This is a genomic window from Mycolicibacterium madagascariense (assembly GCF_010729665.1).
GTDB classification, from domain to species: domain Bacteria; phylum Actinomycetota; class Actinomycetes; order Mycobacteriales; family Mycobacteriaceae; genus Mycobacterium; species Mycobacterium madagascariense.
The window spans coordinates 1,169,124-1,186,882 of the sequence record NZ_AP022610.1 but is presented as its reverse complement, the minus strand read 5'-3'; the positions used below and the strand labels follow the sequence as shown (position 1 = coordinate 1,186,882).

Below are 17,759 nucleotides of genomic sequence, written 5' to 3'. Positions count from 1 at the left end.
GGCTAGGTCCGGATCTGCGGCTTGAGCGCGCCGAGATGACGTTCGCGCAGGACGCCGCGCCACAGCCCGTAGCCGTAGGCGAGGTCGTCGAGACGCTTGAGCAGCAGGTAGCCCAGCAGACCGACCCGCTTGCCGTCGTCGTCGGCGTTGCCGTTGCGGCCCACCCAGTCGACGACGCCGTCGACGACGGCGGCCACCAAGACCACCTGGCGGCACCGGCGGAACAGGATGGCGGCCACCAGCGCCACGGGCCAGTAGTGCCGGCAGATCGCCGATGCCAGCTGCAGGGCCGCCGACCAGAGTCCCTGGGCCGCGACGGCGGCCACCTCTCTGGGCTCGGTGTCGACGGTGTCGAGCGCCTTGGCGATCTTGCGGCCCGTGATCGCCGCGACGACGGTCGAGGCGACGAGCCCGACGCTCGAGCCCATCGCCAACAGCACCCACACCAGCATCGTCCATCCGGACAGCACCAGCGGCGCGGTCTTGCCGGGATGGCGGATCGCCAGCGGCGCTGCCGACGATCCGTAGAAAGCCTTGCGCACCAACCAGTCTCGTAGCTTCGTGCGATGGTCGTGACCGACCAGCGCGATCGGCTCGTAGCGCAGCCGGGCCTCGGCCTCGATGAAACGCCAACACAGGTCGACGTCCTCCCCGGAGCTCAGCGACTCGTCGAAACCACCGACCTGCTGCAGGGTGGACCGTCGGCAGATGATCGCGGCGCTGGGCGCGTAGGACACCGTGCCGTAGGGCACGATGGGCGCCTCGCGCAGGCCGAGGTCGAGCGACGACCGCACGGCCTCGTAGCGGGCGACGAGATTGCCCGGTTCTCGCAACCCGACGATGCGCGGCGCCACCAGGGCCACCGCGGGATCGCAGAAGTGTCCGAGCAGCGCCTCGAGCCATCCGCGACGGGGCACGACGTCGGAGTCGAGGAACGCGACGAAGTCCGTGTCGCAGGCCGCCAGTCCGGTGTTGCGCGCGGCCGCGGGGCCCCGGCTCGCGTCGTGGCGGAGCAGGCGGATGTCGCAGTGCGGCCCGGCGAAGTCAGCGACCTCGACCGGCGGCGACGATCCGTCGTCGACCACGATCACCCGCATCCCGCGCAGCGACCGGACCAGACGATTCAACCCAATCGCGTTGTCCCGCACCGGAATGACGACGGTGACGTCGCGGTGCGACGGTCCGCTGGCCGGTCGCGGATGCGCCACGGTCGCGTCGAGCAGGGTCCTGGCCAGCTGGGCGCTCTGCGCGTCGTGGACTTCCAGCCGCCCACTGCTCAGCATCGTCTGCGCGGCGGGCGCGAGGCGCAGCAGCCGGGTCGGCGAGCCACCGAGAAGCGCCGACCCCTCCCCGAGCACCCTGACCCGCCTGTCCACCTGCACGGCGAATCCGTCGGGCAACCGCGGTCCCGTCACTGCAGGAACCCCCCGGCGCCGGGTTTCCACGCCGTGATGCGGCTGGCGCAGTCGTCGACCATTTCAGCAAAGATACGCGACCCGTCTTGGGCGGTTGCCGTGGTGGGGTTGCCGAGCACTCCGACCGGGCTGACGGCCGCGACTCCGCCCGCGCGCATCCGCGGCATCAGGTCCGACAGCGGCGCCTCGTTGCCCGCCACCCAGTCCGCGGTGCGCACCACCTCGGGCGAAATATGTAGCAATACAGACGTTTCGGTGTGTCCGGCATGGGCGTCGGCGCCGTCCACGCGGCACGCGCACCACGCCGCGTCGCGACCCTCCCGGCGCAGCAGCCCGACGGCCGCAGCAACCGCGGATACGTTGCCTCCATGGCCGTTGACGAACACCAGCCGACGAGCCCAGCCACCTGCCGATCGGCCGTACTCGACCAGCAGGAGCTGCAGCGCAGCGGTGCCAATCGAGACGGTGCCGGGAAATCCCTCGTGCTCTCCGCTGGCCCCATAGCCGATCGCGGGCGCCAGCAGCCAGTCCCCGGCCAGTCGCTCAGCAATCCCGCTGGCAACAGCGGATGCGATCCGGGTGTCGGTGTCGACCGGCAGGTGTGGCCCATGCTGCTCGGTTGAACCTAGCGGGATGATCAACGCTGGGGACAGATCGTGGAGCTGCCTCGCCGTTGAGTTCCCAAGCTCGCTGGGGAAGACCACCCGCCGATCGTAGGCCGAATCCACCTGGCGTGCGCCGATTGTTGGGGTTTGCGCAGCAATTGATTCGGCAGAAATACACCCGCGTACGGTCAGCGCATCACGTCCGCCACGTGAGCACCGCCCGCCCCACCGGGACCAGCTCGGCCGGCCGCCTAGGTGGTCGGGGCGCCCAGGGTCCTGGTGAACCCCGGCGGCACCAGGACGTCGTCGGGGGTCAGGTCGTGGATGGAGGCCTTGCCCAGGCCCATGAGGGCGGAGTCGATCCCCGCGCGCATGATGTCGAGGACGTTCTCCACGCCGGGCTGCCCCTCGGCGGCCAGGCCCCACAGGTACGCGCGGCCGAGCATCACCGCCCGCGCCCCCAGCGCGACGGCCTTGACGACGTCGCTGCCGCGTCGGATGCCACCGTCGAGCAACACCTCGACCTGGTCTCCCACCGCCTCGGCGATGACCGGCAGCGCGCGGATCGACGCAGGCGTGCCGTCGAGGTTGTTGCCGCCGTGATTGGACACCGAGATGGCCGAAACCCCGGCATCCACGGCACGTTTGGCGTCGTCGAGGCGCATGATGCCCTTGAGCATCAGCGGTCCACCCCACAGTTCGGCGACCCAGGCGATGTCCTCCCACGTCGGTGGCGGCGTGGTCATCCACTGGCCGTAGGCGGCGAAGAACGGCGGGCCCTGCTCACCGGCGGCGCCCTGGTTGGGCACGCGCAGGTTCGGCGGTCGCAGCGTCTTGCCCCACTGCACCATCCACCGGGGCCGGGTCAGACCCTCGGGCATCATCTTGATGATGGTCTTGAGATCCATCTCCTGCGGAATCTTCGGGCTGCCCCAGTCGCGGCCGTGACTGAACGTCCAGTCGGTGGTGACGATGATGCCGACCGCACCCGCCGCCCGCGCCCGCTCGATGCGCGCGGCGATCTCGTCGCGTCCACCCAGCCAGTAGACCTGGAAGAAGAGTTTGGGGTTGGCGGCGATGACGTCCTCGATGGGCTTGCTGGCAAATGACGACAGCCCCATCGCCGTGCCGCGCGCGGCGGCCGCCCTGGCGACGGCGACCTCACCGTCGGGGTGCACGGCCTGCACACCGGTCGGGGAGATCATCACCGGCAGCGAGATCTCTTGTCCCATCACGGTGGTGGCGAGGTCACGCTTCTCCAGCGCACCGATGACGTGCGGGGCGAAGCCGAGCTCCCCGAACGCGTCGACGTTGTCGCCGACGGTGATGCCACGCTCACTCGCCGCGATCAACGCGCTGTAGACCGACTTGGGCAGCCGCTTCTTGGCGCGCTGCTGAGCGATGGAGACGGTTTCGAACCAGACGTCACGAGCCATGAGCTATAAGGGACTTTCGTTGCAGGGTTTGCCTTGCGGCGGACGGGTGAGGAGTTTCAGTGGAACGGGACCCTGGCCGGAGCGCGTCGCGCCCGCGCCGCGGGAGTGGTCGCCGCTGGGCTTGGGCCGCTCCCGCTCGCGCGCCAACGCCGGTTCGCCGTAGCCGACCACGCACTCGGGGTCGGGGCCGTCCATCGGTAGACCGGTGAAGAACTTGGCGGCCATGCAGCCGCCACGGCAACCGTCGTAGTGGTCGCAGCTGCCGCAGGCCCCGGCCGACTGCGGCTCACGCAGTTCGCGGAACAGCGTGGAGTTCTGCCAGACGTTCTGAAACCCGCTGTCGGACAGGATGTTTCCGGCGAGGAACCGATCGTGGATGGCGAACGGGCACGCGTACACGTCGCCGACGGGGTCGATGAGGCACACGACGCGACCGGCCCCGCACAGGTTCAGTCCGGCCAACGCGCCCGGTGCGCCCAGCCCCGACAGGTGGAAGAACGAGTCACCCGTCAGCACGCCCTCGCCGTGGGCGACCAGCCAGTCGTAGAGGCGCACCTGCTGGGCGGCGGTCGGGTGCAGTTCGTCCCACACGTCGGCGCCGCGACCCGACGGCCGCAACCGGGTGATCCGCAGCGTGGCGCCGAATCGGTCTGCCAGCGCCTTGAATTCGTCGAGCTGATCGACGTTGTGCCGGGTGACGACGACGGAGATCTTGGCGTCGCGGAAGCCCGCCGCGGCCAGGTTCTCCAGGGCGCGCACCGCCATGGCGAACGATCCGGCGCCACGGACGGCGTCGTTGACCTCCGCGGTCGCGCCGTCGAGGGAGATCTGGACGTCGACGTAGTCGCTGGCGGCCAGCTTGGTCGCCACCTCGGGGGTGATCCGCACGCCATTGGTGGAGAACTTGACCCCGACCTGGTGGGCGGTCGCGTAGTCGACCAACTCCCAGAAGTCCGAGCGCACGGTCGGCTCACCGCCGCCGATGTTGACGTAGAACACCTGCATGCGCTGCAGCTCGTCGATGACGTCCTTGCACTGCTGCGTCGACAGCTCGCGCGGATCGCGTTTGCCCGACGACGACAGACAGTGCACGCACGCCAGGTTGCAGGCGTAGGTCAGTTCCCAGGTCAGGCAGATCGGCGCGTCCAGACCGCGCTCGAACTGATCGACCAGCCGGGGAACGGGCTGCATCGTGGTCACGTGTTCTCCTCGCGGACGAGCATCTGGGATGAGACGAGCACGCCGAGCGCGTGCAGATAGGGCGCCGCCGAGGCGTCGTCGACGCCGGCGGCCCGCAACGCGGACCTGGCGTCGGGGTGGTCGTTCAGCGACGTGACGACTTCGACGATGGTCGTGTTCTTCAGGAACGAAAGCTTGCGCGTGCCAAAGTGATACAGCAGCGCGCCGAACGGCTCGGGCCGCACCGCGACCTGATGGTGCACCCGCCATCGAACGTCGGGATCGAACGCGCGCGCGTCCGTGACGGGTGCCGCCACGATCAGTAGACCCCGCACATACCGTCGATCGAGACCTCTTCGACGAGGCTCTCGGTGACGAGTTCGGGCTCGGTCTCCACCTGCTGGTTCGGCTCCATTCGTGCACCCCTTCGAGTCGCGTGCTTGCACAATAGTGATACAGGTCGCAACAATATGGCATCGAGTGCCGAAAAGGAAGGGTGGGTTTCGATGAATTCCGGGCCCTCCCACCGCGTCGGTCGACGGCGGTCCACCACGCAGGACCACATCACCAACGTGGCCCTCGACCTGTTCGCCGAGCGCGGCTTCGACGACGTCAGCGTCGACGACGTCGCCCGCGCCGCCGGCATCTCCCGTCGCACGCTGTTCCGGTACTACCCGACCAAGAACGCCATCCCGTGGGGCGACTTCGACGCCCATCTCGGCCTCATGCGAGGTCTGCTGCACGCCGAGCCGTACGACGCGCCGATGAGCGTCGCCCTGCGATCGGCCCTGCTCGCGTTCAACCGGTTCGACGAGACCGAGACCGCCCGGCACCGCGAACGCATGCGGGTGATTCTGGAAACAGCTGCGCTGCAAGCACATTCGATGACCATGTACGCCGGGTGGCGCGCCGTGGTCGCCGACTTCGTCGCCCGCCGGCTCGGCGTCAAGGCCGTCGACCTGGTGCCCCAGACCATCGCATGGACGATGCTCGGCGTGGCGATGTCGGCCTATGAGAACTGGCTGGCCGACGAGTCCGCCTCGCTGCAGACGGCGCTCGGGGCGGCGTTCGACGCGGTCAGCTCGGGCCTGGCCGCCCTCGACCCCTAGCTCCCCCGGCGATTCGTGTCAGTTGCGTCGCGCCGAGCGCTCCGGAAACGACACGAATCGCTAGAGGACGTCGGAGTTCGGCCGTCTCCGGCGACGATGACGGTGTGAGCGCAGAATCGCGAGCGCTGCTGGCGCTGTACGACGACGCGTTGCCGGCTGTCTACGGGTATTTCATCCGACGATGTGGTGACCGTGGCACGGCCGAGGACCTGACGTCGGAGACCTTCCTCGCCGCGATGGACGCCGCGCAACGGCACGAACCGCCGCAGCTCAGCGTGCCCTGGCTGATCGGCGTCGCGCGACACAAGCTCGCCGACCACTACCGCCGACGCCACGACCGATTCACCGAGCCGGTGGCCGAGGTGCCCGAGCCCGTCGAGGCCAGCGATGGCTGGGATGCCCAGCTGGACCGCATCGTCGCCGAAGGCGTGTTGGCCCGACTGCCCGATCACCATCGGACCGTCCTGGTGCTGCGCTACCTCGACGACCGGTCGGTCCCCGAATGCGCCGAGTTGATCGGCCGTACGGTGCACGCCACCGAAGCCCTGCTGGTGCGGGCTCGGCGGGCCTTCAGATCGCTCTACCCGGAGGGAGGGACGCCATGACCGAGCACGACCCACTCGCGGTGCTGACCGGCGACGACCCCCCGGTTCGACCCGACCCCGCCTTCGCCGCCCGCCTGCGGGCCCGCCTCGAATCAGCCATGTCCCGATCCCCCGAAACCGAAGGAGCCACCGTGACGAACACCGAGATCTTCGCTGCGCCCCGTCCCGCGGCGCTCCCCTACCTCACCGTGGCAGACGCGTCGGCCGCACTCGCCTGGTACGTCGACGCACTGGGTGCCGTCATGGTCGGCGAGCCGACCACCATGGCCGACGGACGCATCGGTCACGCGGAGCTGGCGCTGGCCGGCGGCGTACTGTACCTGGCCGACGAGTTTCCCGACATCGGCCTCAAAGGCCCTGCTGCGCAAGCGGTCTCAGTCAGCTTGATGCTCAGCGTCGCCGACACCGACACCACGCTGGACCGCGCCCGCGACCGTGGCGCCTCAGTGCAGCGCGAGCCCTACGAGAACCACGGTGCACGCACCGCCACGATCATCGACCCCTTCGGCCATCGGTGGATGCTGAGCGGGCCCGTCCTGGGCTCCGTGCCCCAGATTCGGCACGGCGACATCGGCTACGTCTCGGTGTGGACGGCAGACCCCGCGCGGTCGGCCGCGTTCTACCGCCACGTGCTCGGGTGGACGTACGACGCGGAGTCTCGCCGGGTGACCAACACGGCGCAGCCCATCGGCATCGTCGCAGCCGCCGGCCCGCGCACCCTGTTCTGCTGCTACGCGGTCGCCGACGCGGCGGCGGCCCGGCAGGCGATCCTCGACGCGGGCGGAACGGCGGGTGAGGTGACGATGAATCCGCATGGACCGACGGTCGACGGCACCGACCCATTCGGCACCGCGTTCGCGGTCTATCAGCCCGTGGCCGCCAACCCACGACCCGCGCTGAACGGCGCTGGGCCAGGCCAACTCTCGTACGTCACCTACCAGGTGACCGACTCCGCGGCCTTCCGCGAGTTCTACGGCCGCGTGCTGGGCTGGAGCTTCGACCCCGGACGCATCGACGACGGTTGGGAGCCGCGCTCGGTGCATCCGATGGCCGGCGTGGCGGGCGGGAGCGACGAGCCGATGACCGTGCCGATGTGGACGGTGACCGACATCGTCGCCGCCGTGCAGCGCGTGCGAGAGGCCGGCGGCACGGTCATCGAGGAGCCGTCGCGGCAGTCCTACGGCGGCTCTGCGCTGTGCGCCGACGACCAGGGGGTGCGCTTCTACCTCGGCCAGCTCTAGCGATTTCGGCGCGGTAACCGTCCCTCCGCGGGCGAAACCGCGCCGAAATCGCTACAGGACGTCGGCGATGGGGGCGGCCGCCGCGATCTTGGCGCGGGCCTTCATGACCTTGCCCGGCATCCCGCCGCCCACGACGCCGACGACCGCGCCGTCGCGCTCGTAGTAGGCCAGGAACTTGCGGCCGTCGTCGGTGACCACGTGCACGACGTCGTCAGCCTCCGGCTCGCCGAGACACTGGATCTTGACGTCGTACTGGTCGCTCCAGAAGTACGGCACCACGACGGCCGACGACGCCTCCGCACCGAGCATCGCCGGCACGATGACCCGCGCCTGCTCGGCCACGTTGCTCCAATGTTCCACGCGCACTTGGTGTCCCTGCGCATCGCGCCAGGAGGCCACGTCGCCGATCGCCCAGACGTTGGGGGCCGTGGTGCGCCCGGAGACGTCGCACACCACGCCGTTGTCGACCGTGACCCCGCTGCCCTCGAGCCAATCGGTGGACGGCCGCGAGCCCACGCCGATCACGACGATGTCGGCATCCAGCACGCTGCCGTCGGCCAGCACGACCTGTTCGACGTGGTCGGTGCCGCGCAGCTCGGTCACCCCGACGCCGCAGCGCACGTCGACGCCCTCGGCGCGGTGCAGCCGCGCGACGAGCTCACCGATCCGTTCGCCGAGCACCGAGGCCAGCGGCGTCGGCTGCGGCTCGACGAGCACGACGTCGACACCCAGCGTGCGCAGGCTGGCCGCCACCTCGCAGCCGATGAACCCCGCGCCGATCACGACCGCATGTCGCGCCGTGCCGGCCCGCTCGCGCAGCGCCAGGCTCTCGTCGAACGTGCGCAGCACGCACACGCCCTCCAGGTCGGGGAACGACGGAATCCGCTTGGGCGTCAACCCCGTTGCGATCACCAGCTCGTCGTAGGCGATGACGTCGCCGTTGGCCAGGGTGACCGTCTGCGCCTTGGTGTCCAGGCTCGTCGCCGCCGCGCCGAGGCGCAGTGTGATGGCCTGCTCGTCGTAGAACTCGGCGGGCTTGAGCAGGACGTCGTCGGTCTCGCCGCGCAGCACGTCCTTCGACAGCGGCGGCCGGTCGTAGGGCAGGTGGTCCTCGTCGCTGACGAGCGTGATCGCACCCTCGTATGCGGCGCGGCGCAGCTGTTCGGCCGTCCGCGTCGCGGCGAGTCCGCCACCGACGATGACGATGCCACCACTAGTAGTCACACGGCTTTCCTACACGATCGACTAGGAGCGGTGTCCGCCACCCGTCAGGCGCGGGCCCGTTCGATGATGTTGGACAGCACGACGATGCTCTCGCTGCGTTCGATGTCGGCGCTCGCCCGGATGCGTTCGAGGGCCTCTTCGAGATGGCGCATGTCGCGTGCGAGCACGTGCAGGATCGCGTCGGCCGTGCCGGTCACGGTCGCCGCACTCACGACCTCGGGGATGCCGACCCACGCCGCGCGCAGTTCGGCGGGGGCGATCGTGCCGTGGCAGAACACCTGCACGTAGGCCTCGGTGTTCCACCCGAGCGCGTTGCGGTCGACGACGGTGGTGAAGCTGCGGATCACACCGTCGTCGAGCATGCGGTCGACGCGTCGCTTCACCGCGGGCGCGGAGAGGTTCACGCGCTGACCGATCTCGGCAAAGGTAGCGCGAGCGTGGTCGGCCAACTCGGCGAGAATGCGTTCGTCGGTCTGGTCGAGCCGGTCCATCGGCGTCACCTCTCGTCCTTGCACAATGAATCGCCGCCATCCTACGTTTGGCACAACGAACTGCAGGTCGACGCGCAACGGACGACGATTGCTTGCGCCAGAGCGCGCTCATATCGTCGATTCATGACGATTTCCGACGTCGGGGGCGCCCCGGCCGTCACCACTCCGCGACGGGCCGCACGGCTGCGCCGCTACGCCATGACCGCACCGACCTTCTTCGCCGTCGAGTACGCCATCAACCCGTGGATGGACACGTCCGTTCCCGTCGACACCGCACTCGCCACGCGGCAGTGGGAGATTCTGCTCTCGACGTACCGCGACCTCGGGCACGCCGTCGAGTTGATCGAGCCGATCGCCGGGCTGCCCGACATGGTCTACGCCGCCAACGGCGCCCTCGTCGTCGGCGACCGGGCCGTCGTGGCCCGCTTCGCGTTCCCCCAGCGCGCCGGGGAGGCCGTGGCCCACGCCGAGTGGCTGACCCGTCGCGGCTTCGAGCCGGCGTTCACCCGACACACCAACGAAGGCCAGGGCGATCTGCTCGTCGTCGGGTCGATCATCCTGGCGGGCTACGGCTTTCGCACCGATCGGCGCGCCCACGACGAGGTCGCACACCTCACCGGTCTGCCCGTCGTCAGCCTCGAGTTGGTCGACCCGCGCTTCTATCACCTGGACACCGCGCTGGCGGTGCTCGACGACAGCACCGTCGCCTACTACCCGCCGGCCTTCAGCCCGCAGGCCCGCGCGCGGTTGCGCTCGACGTTCCCCGACGCCATCGAGGTGGGCTCCGCCGACGCCTACGCCCTCGGGCTGAACGTGGTGTCCGACGGCAGGCACGTGCTGCTGCCCGCCGCGGCAACGGGTTTCGCCGACCAGCTGTCGCAGGCCGGCTTCGAGCCGATCGGGATCGACCTGTCCGAACTGCTCAAGGGCGGCGGCTCGGTCAAGTGCTGCACGCTGGAGTTGTACTCGTGATCGCCGTGGACGCCGACACCGCGACGCAGGAGGCCATCGCGCTCGACGAATGCCATGTCGCACACAACTATTCGCCCCTGCCGGTCGTCGCCGCCAGCGCGGAGGGCGCCTGGATCACCGACGTGGAGGGCCGCCGCTACCTGGACTGCCTGGCGGCGTACTCGGCGGTCAACTTCGGCCACCGCCACCCCGAGATCGTCGCCACCGCCCACGCTCAGCTCGACGCGGTCACCCTCGTCAGCCGGGCGTTCCATTCGGACCGGCTCGGACCGTTCTGCGCCGCGCTCGCCGAGTTGTGCGGCAAGGAGCTCGTGCTGCCGATGAACAGCGGCGCCGAGGCCGTCGAGAGCGGCATCAAGGTGGCGCGCAAGTGGGGCACCGACGTCAAGGGCGTACCGGCCGGGCAATCCACCATCGTGGTGGCGCACGGCAACTTTCACGGTCGCACCACCACGATCATCAGCTTCTCCGACGACGACACCGCGCGCCGCGGCTTCGGGCCTTACACCCCGGGGTTCCGTTCGGTGCCGTTCGGGGACGCCGACGCGCTCGCCGCGGCGATCGACGAGAACACCGTCGCCGTGCTGCTCGAGCCGATCCAGGGCGAGGCGGGCATCATCGTGCCGCCCGCGGACTATCTGCCGACGGTGCGCGCGCTGTGCACTCAGCACGACGTGCTGATGATCGCCGACGAGATCCAGTCCGGGCTCGCCCGCACCGGGCGCACCTTCGCGTGCGACCACTGGGGCGTCGTCCCCGACGTGTACCTGCTGGGCAAGGCCCTCGGCGGCGGCGTCGTCCCCCTGTCGGCCGTCGTGGCCGACCGCGCGGTGCTCGGCGTTCTGCACCCCGGTGAGCACGGGTCGACGTTCGGCGGCAATCCGCTGGCCGCCGCCATCGGCATCATGGTCGTCGGGATGCTGCGCAGCGGTGAATTCCAAACGCGCTCGGCGCAACTCGGCGACGTCCTGCATGCGCGGCTGGGCGAGCTGCACGGTCGCGGCGTGCGGGCCGTGCGCGGTCGCGGCCTGTGGGCGGGTGTCGACCTGGACCCGCGGCTGGGCACCGGCAAGCAGATCAGTCTGGCGCTCGCCGAGCGCGGCGTGCTCGTCAAGGACACCCACGGCTCGACGCTGCGCTTCGCACCGCCGCTGGTGATCACCGCCGCCGAGATCGATTGGGCGGTGCAACGATTGGCCGCCGTCCTCGCCGAACGGGGTGCAGGCAGCTAGTACTTCATGGTGCCACGGTCGACGGCGATCTGAGATCCCGAGATCGTCGACGAGCCGTCACCGGCCAGCCACGCCACGACGTCCGAGACCTCTTCTGCCGTCATGAATTCCTGCAGCCCCTTCTTTCCATCGTGGTTGACCGGATGAAACGGCATGGGAGAGAAGCTGTGGAGGTAGGTCGGGTACTTGGCGAAGATCTCCATCATGGCCTCGGGTTCGACCATCGGCGTGCCGATCGAGTACGGGTGGATCGAGTTGACCCGAATCCCGTACTCCCCCACCTCGAGTGCGAGTGAGTTGGTGATGGCGACCAGACCGTGCTTGGAGGCCGCGTAGTGGCTGTTGCCGGGCGTGGCCTTCAGGCCGGCCGAGGAACTGACGACGATGATCGACCCGCCGTTGCCCGCCTCGATCATGGCGGGCACGGCCGCGCGCAGCGTGCGCCACGTCCCGTTGAGGTTGACGTCGATCACGGAGTCCCACTGCTCTTCTGACATCTCGAACATCCGGCCCCAGCTCAGGACGCCGGCGTTGGCCACCACGACGTCGAGCCTGCCGAACTGTTCGACGGCGTCGGCGACGACCTGCTGCAGCGCGGCGAGATCGCGGATGTCGACCTCGCGGGCGAGCACCTTGCGACCGGTCGCCTCGACCTGCCGCGCCGTGTCGGCGAGGTCCTCCGACGTCGGCGCGGGGTAGGTGATGGTGTCCGAGATCGGCCGGCAGACGTCGATGGCGACGACGTCGGCGCCCTCGGCGGCCAGGCGCGCGGCGTGCGCCCTGCCCTGTCCGCGTGCCGCTCCGGTGACGAGTGCTACGCGCCCCTCGAGTGTTCCCATCAACCGCCCTTTCGTCGCCCGCGCCCAGGCTAGCAGCCGAACTGAAACGTGTTCTAGAAAGCTCCCCGCGCCTCAGAGCTCGGCGATGATCTGCTGCCTCTTGGCGGTGTACTCGGCATCGGAGATGGTGCCCATGGCGCGCAGCGTCTCGAGCTCCTGCAGCCGCCGGGCGGTCGACTCGGACGGGCCGGGCGGGGGCGGCGGGTACGGGGCGACCGGGTCGACGGGCGCCGTCGACATGTGCGCCGCCGGTGGAACCTGTTGTGCAGCAGCTCTTCTCACGACCGTCATCACCTGTTGACGCACCGCGGGATTGGACCGGATGTCGATGGTGCCGTCCATCGCGACGCCATGGGCCTTGAGGATCTGCATGATCTCCATCAGCGGCCCCGCCTGCCCGGTGAGGTCGTAGGTGCGGTTGCCGTCCTCGGCGAGCGTGAACTGCGCGGGCATCATGCCGCCGACCAGGGCGCTGCGATTCCAGTCGATGCGGAATTCGCGGGTCGCGGGGTCGACGAGCACCACCAGCTTGCGGCCGGTGATGAGCGGAAGTCGCGTCACCGAGGCCAGCACCCGGTCCGTGACGTCGAACGGCGTCAGGCCCGGCCCCTCGACGTGCAGGTCGAGCGTCACCAACGGTTGTTCGTTGATGCGCGTGCCGGTCTCGCCGATGCCCCGCACCTGTGCCAACGCCAGCACGCCGGTGGCCTCCAGCCTCTTGGCCGCGGCATCGGACTTCGCTCCGCGGTTGGTCAGCGCAATCGCGACGAGCACGTCGGCGACGGTCACCAGCAGACCCACCCACAGCATCCACCCGACGTAGGGCTGGGCGACTGCGCCGAGCGCGACGTACACCACCAGGAAGACGGGACCGACCAGACCGCCGCACAGCAACACCATCAGCTGCGTCTTCACGTATCGCCCCAGCATTGCCACGCTCCTCGAAAGACGGGCCCTTCGCCGGTCAGACTAACGCCAAGGTGGCGAACAGTGTGCCGGTCAGCCCGTCTCGACGGTCCGCTGGGCCAGCGTGGTCGCGTCCGGTGACGACAGGTCGGGTATCTCGACGACGATGAACGAGAAGTTGTCGTGAGCGCCGTTGCGTCGCGTGGTGTCGATGATGTCGGCGGCCATCTCGTCGAGGTCGGGCCGGCGCACGGCCGCCTGCAACTCCTCCGGTGACATCACGCCGCTGACGCCGTCCGAACACATCAGGTAGGTGCCCGCCTCCCACGGCAGCACCTTGAGGTGCGGCTGCACCGGCGGGAACTGACCCAGCGACTGGGTGATGATGTTCGTGGGTCTGCCGTTGACGTCGAACACCGAGTCGTCGATCGAGATCTGCGTCAGCACGCCGTCGGTGATGGAGAACAGCGGGCTGTCGCCGACGTTGAAGACGACGATGCCGTCGGCGGTCAGGCACAACCCGGCGACCGTCGTGCCCAGTCCCTGCAGCTCGGCGTCCGCGCCGACGGTGCGCACCTCGTCGCTGGCGTCCTGCAGGGTCTTCGCGATGTCGTCTTCGGAGCGCCAGTCGCGCGAGCGTTCGGAGATGACGGTCAGCGCCACGCGGCTCGCCAGATCGCCGCCGACGTGTCCCCCCATGCCGTCGGCCACGGCGCACACGAACGGTACCGTCGGTGCGAAATCCATTGCCACGAGCGATCCCTCGCGCGTCTGGCTGAGCCAGCCGGCGACCAGGATGGCGTCCTCGTTGCGCTTGCGCACCAGGCCGACGTCGCTGAACGCGCGCACGTTGATCACGGACACGCCGTACCACCCTTCTCGATGTCACCTGCTCAGCAGGCTCATCGTAGACGGCACAGGAGCGAAAACGTCGAGACTGCTGTGAGAGTCGTGGTTCACGCTGAAACACGATCTCGCAGCAGCCTCGACGGGTGTCGCGAAACCGAAAGCGGCGCCCACCCTTTCGGATGAGCGCCGCTTTGCGACTAGGTCAGATCACTTGATGATCCCGTAGGCGGTGCCTACTTGATGATCTTGGTGACGCGGCCTGCGCCGACGGTCTTGCCGCCCTCGCGGATCGCGAACCGCAGACCCTCGTCCATGGCGACGGGCTGGATCAGCTTCACCGAGATGTCGACGTTGTCGCCGGGCATCACGATGTCGGTGCCCTCGGGGAGGGTCACGACGCCGGTCACGTCCGTGGTACGGAAGTAGAACTGCGGGCGGTAGTTCGAGAGGAACGGCTTGTGACGGCCGCCCTCTTCCTTGCTCAGGATGTAGACGGAGCCCTCGAACTCGGTGTGCGGCGTGGTGGTGCCGGGCTTGACCACGACCTGGCCACGCTCGACGTCCTCGCGCTTGACACCACGGATCAGCAGGCCGACGTTGTCGCCCGCCTGACCCTGGTCGAGCAGCTTGCGGAACATCTCGACACCGGTGACCGTCGTCTTGGTGACGGTCGGGCGGATGCCGACGATCTCGACTTCCTCGTTCACGTTGACCACGCCGCGCTCCACACGACCGGTGACCACGGTGCCGCGGCCGGTGATCGTGAAGACGTCCTCGACGGGCATCAGGAACGGCTTGTCGGTCTCGCGAACCGGGTCCGGGATGGACTCGTCGACGGCGTCCATGAGGTCCTCGACGGACTTGACCCACTTCGGGTCACCCTCGAGTGCCTTGAGCGCCGAGACCTGCACGACGGGGGCTTCCTCGTCGAACTCCTGGGCGGCCAGCAGTTCGCGGACCTCCATCTCGACGAGCTCGAGGAGCTCCTCGTCGTCGACCATGTCGGCCTTGTTCAGCGCGACCAGGATGTAGGGCACGCCGACCTGACGGGCGAGCAGCACGTGCTCCTTCGTCTGGGGCATGGGGCCGTCGGTGGCGGCCACCACCAGGATCGCGCCGTCCATCTGCGCGGCACCGGTGATCATGTTCTTGATGTAGTCCGCGTGGCCGGGGGCGTCGACGTGTGCGTAGTGACGCTTCTCGGTCTGGTACTCGACATGCGAGATGTTGATCGTGATGCCACGCTCACGCTCCTCGGGCGCATTGTCGATCTGGTCGAATGCGCGCGATTCGTTCAACGCCGGGTACTTGTCGTGCAGAACCTTGGTGATTGCTGCGGTCAACGTGGTCTTGCCGTGGTCAACGTGACCGATGGTCCCGATGTTGACGTGCGGCTTCGTCCGCTCGAACTTCGCCTTCGCCACTTCTGTGTCCTCCTGGACTTCGATGATGCTGTTTGAATTTGGGTCTGTCTTCAGTTGTGTGGTCGCCGCCGGGGCGCCGGGTCTACTGGCCCGTTGCCTTGGCGATGATTTCCTTCGACACGTTCGCCGGAACTTCGGCGTACGAGTCGAACACCATGGAGTAGTTCGCCCGGCCCTGAGTCTTCGACCGTAGGTCTCCGACGTAACCGAACATCTCCGATAGCGGCACAGTCGCCCGCACGACGCGGGCGCCACTGCGCTCCTCCATGGCTTGAATCTGACCACGGCGGGAGTTGAGGTCGCCGATCACTTCACCCATGTAGTCCTCGGGTGTGGTGACCTCGACGGCCATGACCGGTTCCAGGATGACCGGCTGCGCTTGCGCGGCAGCCTTCTTCAGCACCTGGGAGCCGGCGATCTTGAAGGCCATTTCCGACGAGTCCACGTCGTGGTAGGCACCGTCGAGCAGGATCAGCTTCAGGTTGACCAGCGGGTAGCCGGCCAGCACGCCGTACTGCATGGCGTCCTGTGCACCGGCATCCACCGACGGGATGTACTCGCGGGGGATGCGACCGCCGCTGACCTTGTTCTCGAACTCGTAGGTCGCACCGTCTTCGCCGGTGAACGGCTCGATGCTGACGAGGACCTTCGCGAACTGGCCGGAGCCACCGGTCTGCTTCTTGTGGGTGAACTCGACCTTGTCGACCGCGCGCTTGATGGTCTCCTTGTAGGCGACCTGCGGCTTGCCGACGTTGGCCTCGACCTTGAACTCGCGCCGCATGCGGTCGACGAGGATGTCGAGGTGGAGTTCGCCCATGCCGCCGATGACGGTCTGGCCGGTCTCGTTGTCCTGGTGGACCTTGAACGTCGGGTCTTCCTCGGCCAGCTTCTGGATGGCGATGGAGAGCTTCTCCTGGTCGCTCTTCGTCTTCGGCTCGATGGCCACCTCGATCACCGGATCGGGGAACGTCATCGATTCGAGCACGACCTGCTGCTGGGCATCGCTCAGGGTGTCACCGGTGGTGGTGTCCTTGAGGCCGATGACGGCGTAGATGTGGCCGGCGGCGGCGGTCTCGACCGGGTTCTCCTTGTTGGAGTGCATCTGGAAGAGCTTGCCGAGGCGTTCCTTCTTGCCCTTGGTCGCGTTGATGACCTGGGCGCCGGAGTCGACCTTGCCCGAGTACACCCGGACGTAGGTCAGCTTGCCGAAGAAGGGGTGCGTCGCGACCTTGAACGCCAGCGCCGAGAACGGCTCCGACGTCGAGGGCTTGCGCGTGACCAGCTCGTCTTCCTTGCCGGGCACGTGACCGGTGACGGACTCGACGTCCAGCGGGGACGGCAGGTAGTCGATGACCGCGTCGAGCATGGGCTGAACGCCCTTGTTCTTGAACGCGCTGCCGCACAGCACCGGGTAGATCTCGGAGTTGACGGTCAGCTTGCGGATCGCGCCCTTGATCTCCTCGACGGTGAGCTCCTCGCCACCGAAGTACTTGTCGAGCAGCGCCTCGTCGGACTCGGCGACCGTCTCGAGCAGCTTGGTGCGGTACTCGTCGGCCTTGTCCTGCAGTTCGGCGGGGATGTCGATGGTCTCGTAGGTCTCACCGAGCTTGGTCTCGCCGCGCCAGACCTTGGCCTTCATCTCGACCAGGTCGACGATGCCCTCGAAGCCACCCTCGGATCCGATGGGCAGCTGGATCGGCAGCGCCTTGGCGCCGAGGCGCTCCTCGATGGTCCGCACGGTGAAGTAGAAGTCCGCGCCGATCTTGTCCATCTTGTTGACGAAGCAGATGCGCGGCACGTCGTACTTGTCGGCCTGGCGCCACACCTGCTCGGACTGCGGCTCGACGCCTTCCTTGCCGTCGAAGACGGCGACGGCGCCATCGAGCACGCGCAGGCTGCGCTCCACCTCGACGGTGAAGTCGACGTGCCCGGGGGTGTCGATGATGTTGATTTGGTTGCCGTCCCAGAAGCAGGTGGTGGCAGCCGAGGTGATGGTGATACCCCGCTCCTGCTCCTGCTCCATCCAGTCCATCGTGGCGGCACCGTCGTGCACCTCACCGATCTTGTAGCTGATACCGGTGTAGTAGAGGATGCGCTCGGTCGTCGTCGTCTTACCGGCATCGATGTGCGCCATGATGCCGATGTTGCGGACCTTCGTGAGGTCGGTCAGCACGTCCTGTGCCACGGCTAAATCCCACTCTTTCGCTTGCTAGTTAGGTGTTCTGATGTGCC

The 17,759-nt window shown here is 68.4% G+C and carries 18 protein-coding genes; 5 read left to right on the top strand and 13 right to left on the bottom strand.

All coding sequences use genetic code 11. The features are described 5' to 3' along the window. Nucleotides 1–2: 2 nt before the first annotated feature. The 6 genes from mftF to mftA form a co-directional block, all read right to left on the bottom strand. Nucleotides 3–1,415 (bottom strand): mycofactocin biosynthesis glycosyltransferase MftF, encoded by a 1,413-nt coding sequence (mftF, locus tag G6N60_RS05535; protein ID WP_163733664.1) that lies wholly within the window; start codon nt 1,413–1,415, stop codon nt 3–5. Continuing rightward, the gene (gene mftE / locus G6N60_RS05530; RefSeq protein WP_163733661.1) at nt 1,412–2,143 is read right to left on the bottom strand and encodes a mycofactocin biosynthesis peptidyl-dipeptidase MftE; all 732 of its coding nucleotides are present in this window, start codon (nt 2,141–2,143) and stop codon (nt 1,412–1,414) included. Before mftE ends, mftF begins: the two co-directional genes overlap by 4 nt. 128 nt (nt 2,144–2,271) lie before the next feature. After that, a complete protein-coding gene (gene mftD / locus G6N60_RS05525) occupies nt 2,272–3,456 on the bottom strand; it encodes a pre-mycofactocin synthase MftD (RefSeq protein ID WP_163733656.1) in 1,185 nt (394 codons plus the stop codon). Nucleotides 3,457–3,459: 3 nt separating this feature from the next. After that, entirely contained in the window at nt 3,460–4,656 is a 1,197-nt protein-coding gene (gene mftC / locus G6N60_RS05520; protein ID WP_163733653.1) for a mycofactocin radical SAM maturase, read from the bottom strand. After that, a complete protein-coding gene (gene mftB, locus G6N60_RS05515; RefSeq protein ID WP_163733650.1) occupies nt 4,653–4,952 on the bottom strand; it encodes a mycofactocin biosynthesis chaperone MftB in 300 nt (99 codons plus the stop codon). The genes mftC and mftB overlap by 4 nt, the downstream gene beginning before the upstream one ends. 2 nt (nt 4,953–4,954) lie before the next feature. Then, nucleotides 4,955–5,050: a mycofactocin precursor MftA gene (gene mftA / locus G6N60_RS05510; RefSeq protein WP_163733646.1), complete on the bottom strand. Its 96-nt coding sequence runs from the start codon at nt 5,048–5,050 to the stop codon at nt 4,955–4,957. A gap of 91 nt (nt 5,051–5,141) precedes the next feature. Between mftA and mftR the strand changes: the two genes are divergently transcribed. The 3 genes from mftR to G6N60_RS05495 all read left to right on the top strand — a co-directional run bounded on the left by mftR (nt 5,142) and on the right by G6N60_RS05495 (nt 7,590). Continuing rightward, entirely contained in the window at nt 5,142–5,744 is a 603-nt protein-coding gene (mftR, locus tag G6N60_RS05505) for a mycofactocin system transcriptional regulator MftR (protein WP_246240344.1), read from the top strand. 104 nt (nt 5,745–5,848) lie between these two features. Beyond that, complete coding sequence (locus G6N60_RS05500; RefSeq protein ID WP_163733640.1) at nt 5,849–6,349, top strand: RNA polymerase sigma factor; 501 nt, start codon at nt 5,849–5,851, stop codon at nt 6,347–6,349. Beyond that, entirely contained in the window at nt 6,346–7,590 is a 1,245-nt protein-coding gene (locus G6N60_RS05495; protein ID WP_163733637.1) for a VOC family protein, read from the top strand. The genes G6N60_RS05500 and G6N60_RS05495 overlap by 4 nt, the downstream gene beginning before the upstream one ends. A gap of 51 nt (nt 7,591–7,641) precedes the next feature. Here the strand turns inward: G6N60_RS05495 and G6N60_RS05490 are convergent, their stop codons facing one another. Further along, entirely contained in the window at nt 7,642–8,814 is a 1,173-nt protein-coding gene (locus G6N60_RS05490) for an NAD(P)/FAD-dependent oxidoreductase (protein ID WP_163733634.1), read from the bottom strand. Between the two features lie 44 nt (nt 8,815–8,858). Further along, entirely contained in the window at nt 8,859–9,305 is a 447-nt protein-coding gene (locus G6N60_RS05485) for an Rv2324 family transcriptional regulator (RefSeq protein WP_163743509.1), read from the bottom strand. 123 nt (nt 9,306–9,428) lie between these two features. Here G6N60_RS05485 and ddaH point away from each other — a divergent pair, with 123 nt between their 5' ends. Together ddaH and rocD are read left to right on the top strand one after the other, a co-directional pair. Then, the gene (gene ddaH / locus G6N60_RS05480) at nt 9,429–10,277 is read left to right on the top strand and encodes a dimethylargininase (protein WP_163733631.1); all 849 of its coding nucleotides are present in this window, start codon (nt 9,429–9,431) and stop codon (nt 10,275–10,277) included. Continuing rightward, on the top strand, nt 10,274–11,509 hold the full coding sequence (gene rocD, locus G6N60_RS05475) for an ornithine--oxo-acid transaminase (protein ID WP_163733626.1): 1,236 nt from the start codon (nt 10,274–10,276) through the stop codon (nt 11,507–11,509). The genes ddaH and rocD overlap by 4 nt, the downstream gene beginning before the upstream one ends. Here the strand turns inward: rocD and G6N60_RS05470 are convergent. The 5 genes from G6N60_RS05470 to fusA all read right to left on the bottom strand — a co-directional run bounded on the left by G6N60_RS05470 (nt 11,506) and on the right by fusA (nt 17,712). Beyond that, the gene (locus G6N60_RS05470; protein ID WP_163733623.1) at nt 11,506–12,348 is read right to left on the bottom strand and encodes a mycofactocin-coupled SDR family oxidoreductase; all 843 of its coding nucleotides are present in this window, start codon (nt 12,346–12,348) and stop codon (nt 11,506–11,508) included. The two genes, rocD and G6N60_RS05470, sit on opposite strands and share 4 nt — an antisense overlap. Before the next feature lie 72 nt (nt 12,349–12,420). Next, nucleotides 12,421–13,278, bottom strand: a complete 858-nt coding sequence (locus G6N60_RS05465) for an SHOCT domain-containing protein (protein WP_163733620.1) — start codon at nt 13,276–13,278, stop codon at nt 12,421–12,423. 69 nt (nt 13,279–13,347) lie between these two features. After that, nucleotides 13,348–14,118, bottom strand: coding sequence for a PP2C family protein-serine/threonine phosphatase (locus tag G6N60_RS05460; RefSeq protein ID WP_246240341.1), 771 nt, complete (start codon nt 14,116–14,118; stop codon nt 13,348–13,350). 218 nt (nt 14,119–14,336) lie between these two features. Beyond that, nucleotides 14,337–15,527, bottom strand: coding sequence for an elongation factor Tu (tuf, locus tag G6N60_RS05455; protein ID WP_163733616.1), 1,191 nt, complete (start codon nt 15,525–15,527; stop codon nt 14,337–14,339). 82 nt (nt 15,528–15,609) lie between these two features. Further along, nucleotides 15,610–17,712 (bottom strand): elongation factor G, encoded by a 2,103-nt coding sequence (fusA, locus tag G6N60_RS05450; protein WP_163733612.1) that lies wholly within the window; start codon nt 17,710–17,712, stop codon nt 15,610–15,612. Between the last annotated feature and the right edge of the window lie 47 nt (nt 17,713–17,759).

Coding starts and splice junctions, on each gene's coding strand:
- mftD (WP_163733656.1), bottom strand. CDS start 3,456: ATGGCTCGTGACGTCTGGTTCGAAACCGTCTCCATCGCTCAGCAGCGC.
- mftA (WP_163733646.1), bottom strand. CDS start 5,050: ATGGAGCCGAACCAGCAGGTGGAGACCGAGCCCGAACTCGTCACCGAG.
- mftR (WP_246240344.1), top strand. CDS start 5,142: ATGAATTCCGGGCCCTCCCACCGCGTCGGTCGACGGCGGTCCACCACG.
- G6N60_RS05495 (WP_163733637.1), top strand. CDS start 6,346: ATGACCGAGCACGACCCACTCGCGGTGCTGACCGGCGACGACCCCCCG.
- G6N60_RS05485 (WP_163743509.1), bottom strand. CDS start 9,305: ATGGACCGGCTCGACCAGACCGACGAACGCATTCTCGCCGAGTTGGCC.
- ddaH (WP_163733631.1), top strand. CDS start 9,429: ATGACGATTTCCGACGTCGGGGGCGCCCCGGCCGTCACCACTCCGCGA.
- G6N60_RS05470 (WP_163733623.1), bottom strand. CDS start 12,348: ATGGGAACACTCGAGGGGCGCGTAGCACTCGTCACCGGAGCGGCACGC.
- G6N60_RS05465 (WP_163733620.1), bottom strand. CDS start 13,278: ATGCTGGGGCGATACGTGAAGACGCAGCTGATGGTGTTGCTGTGCGGC.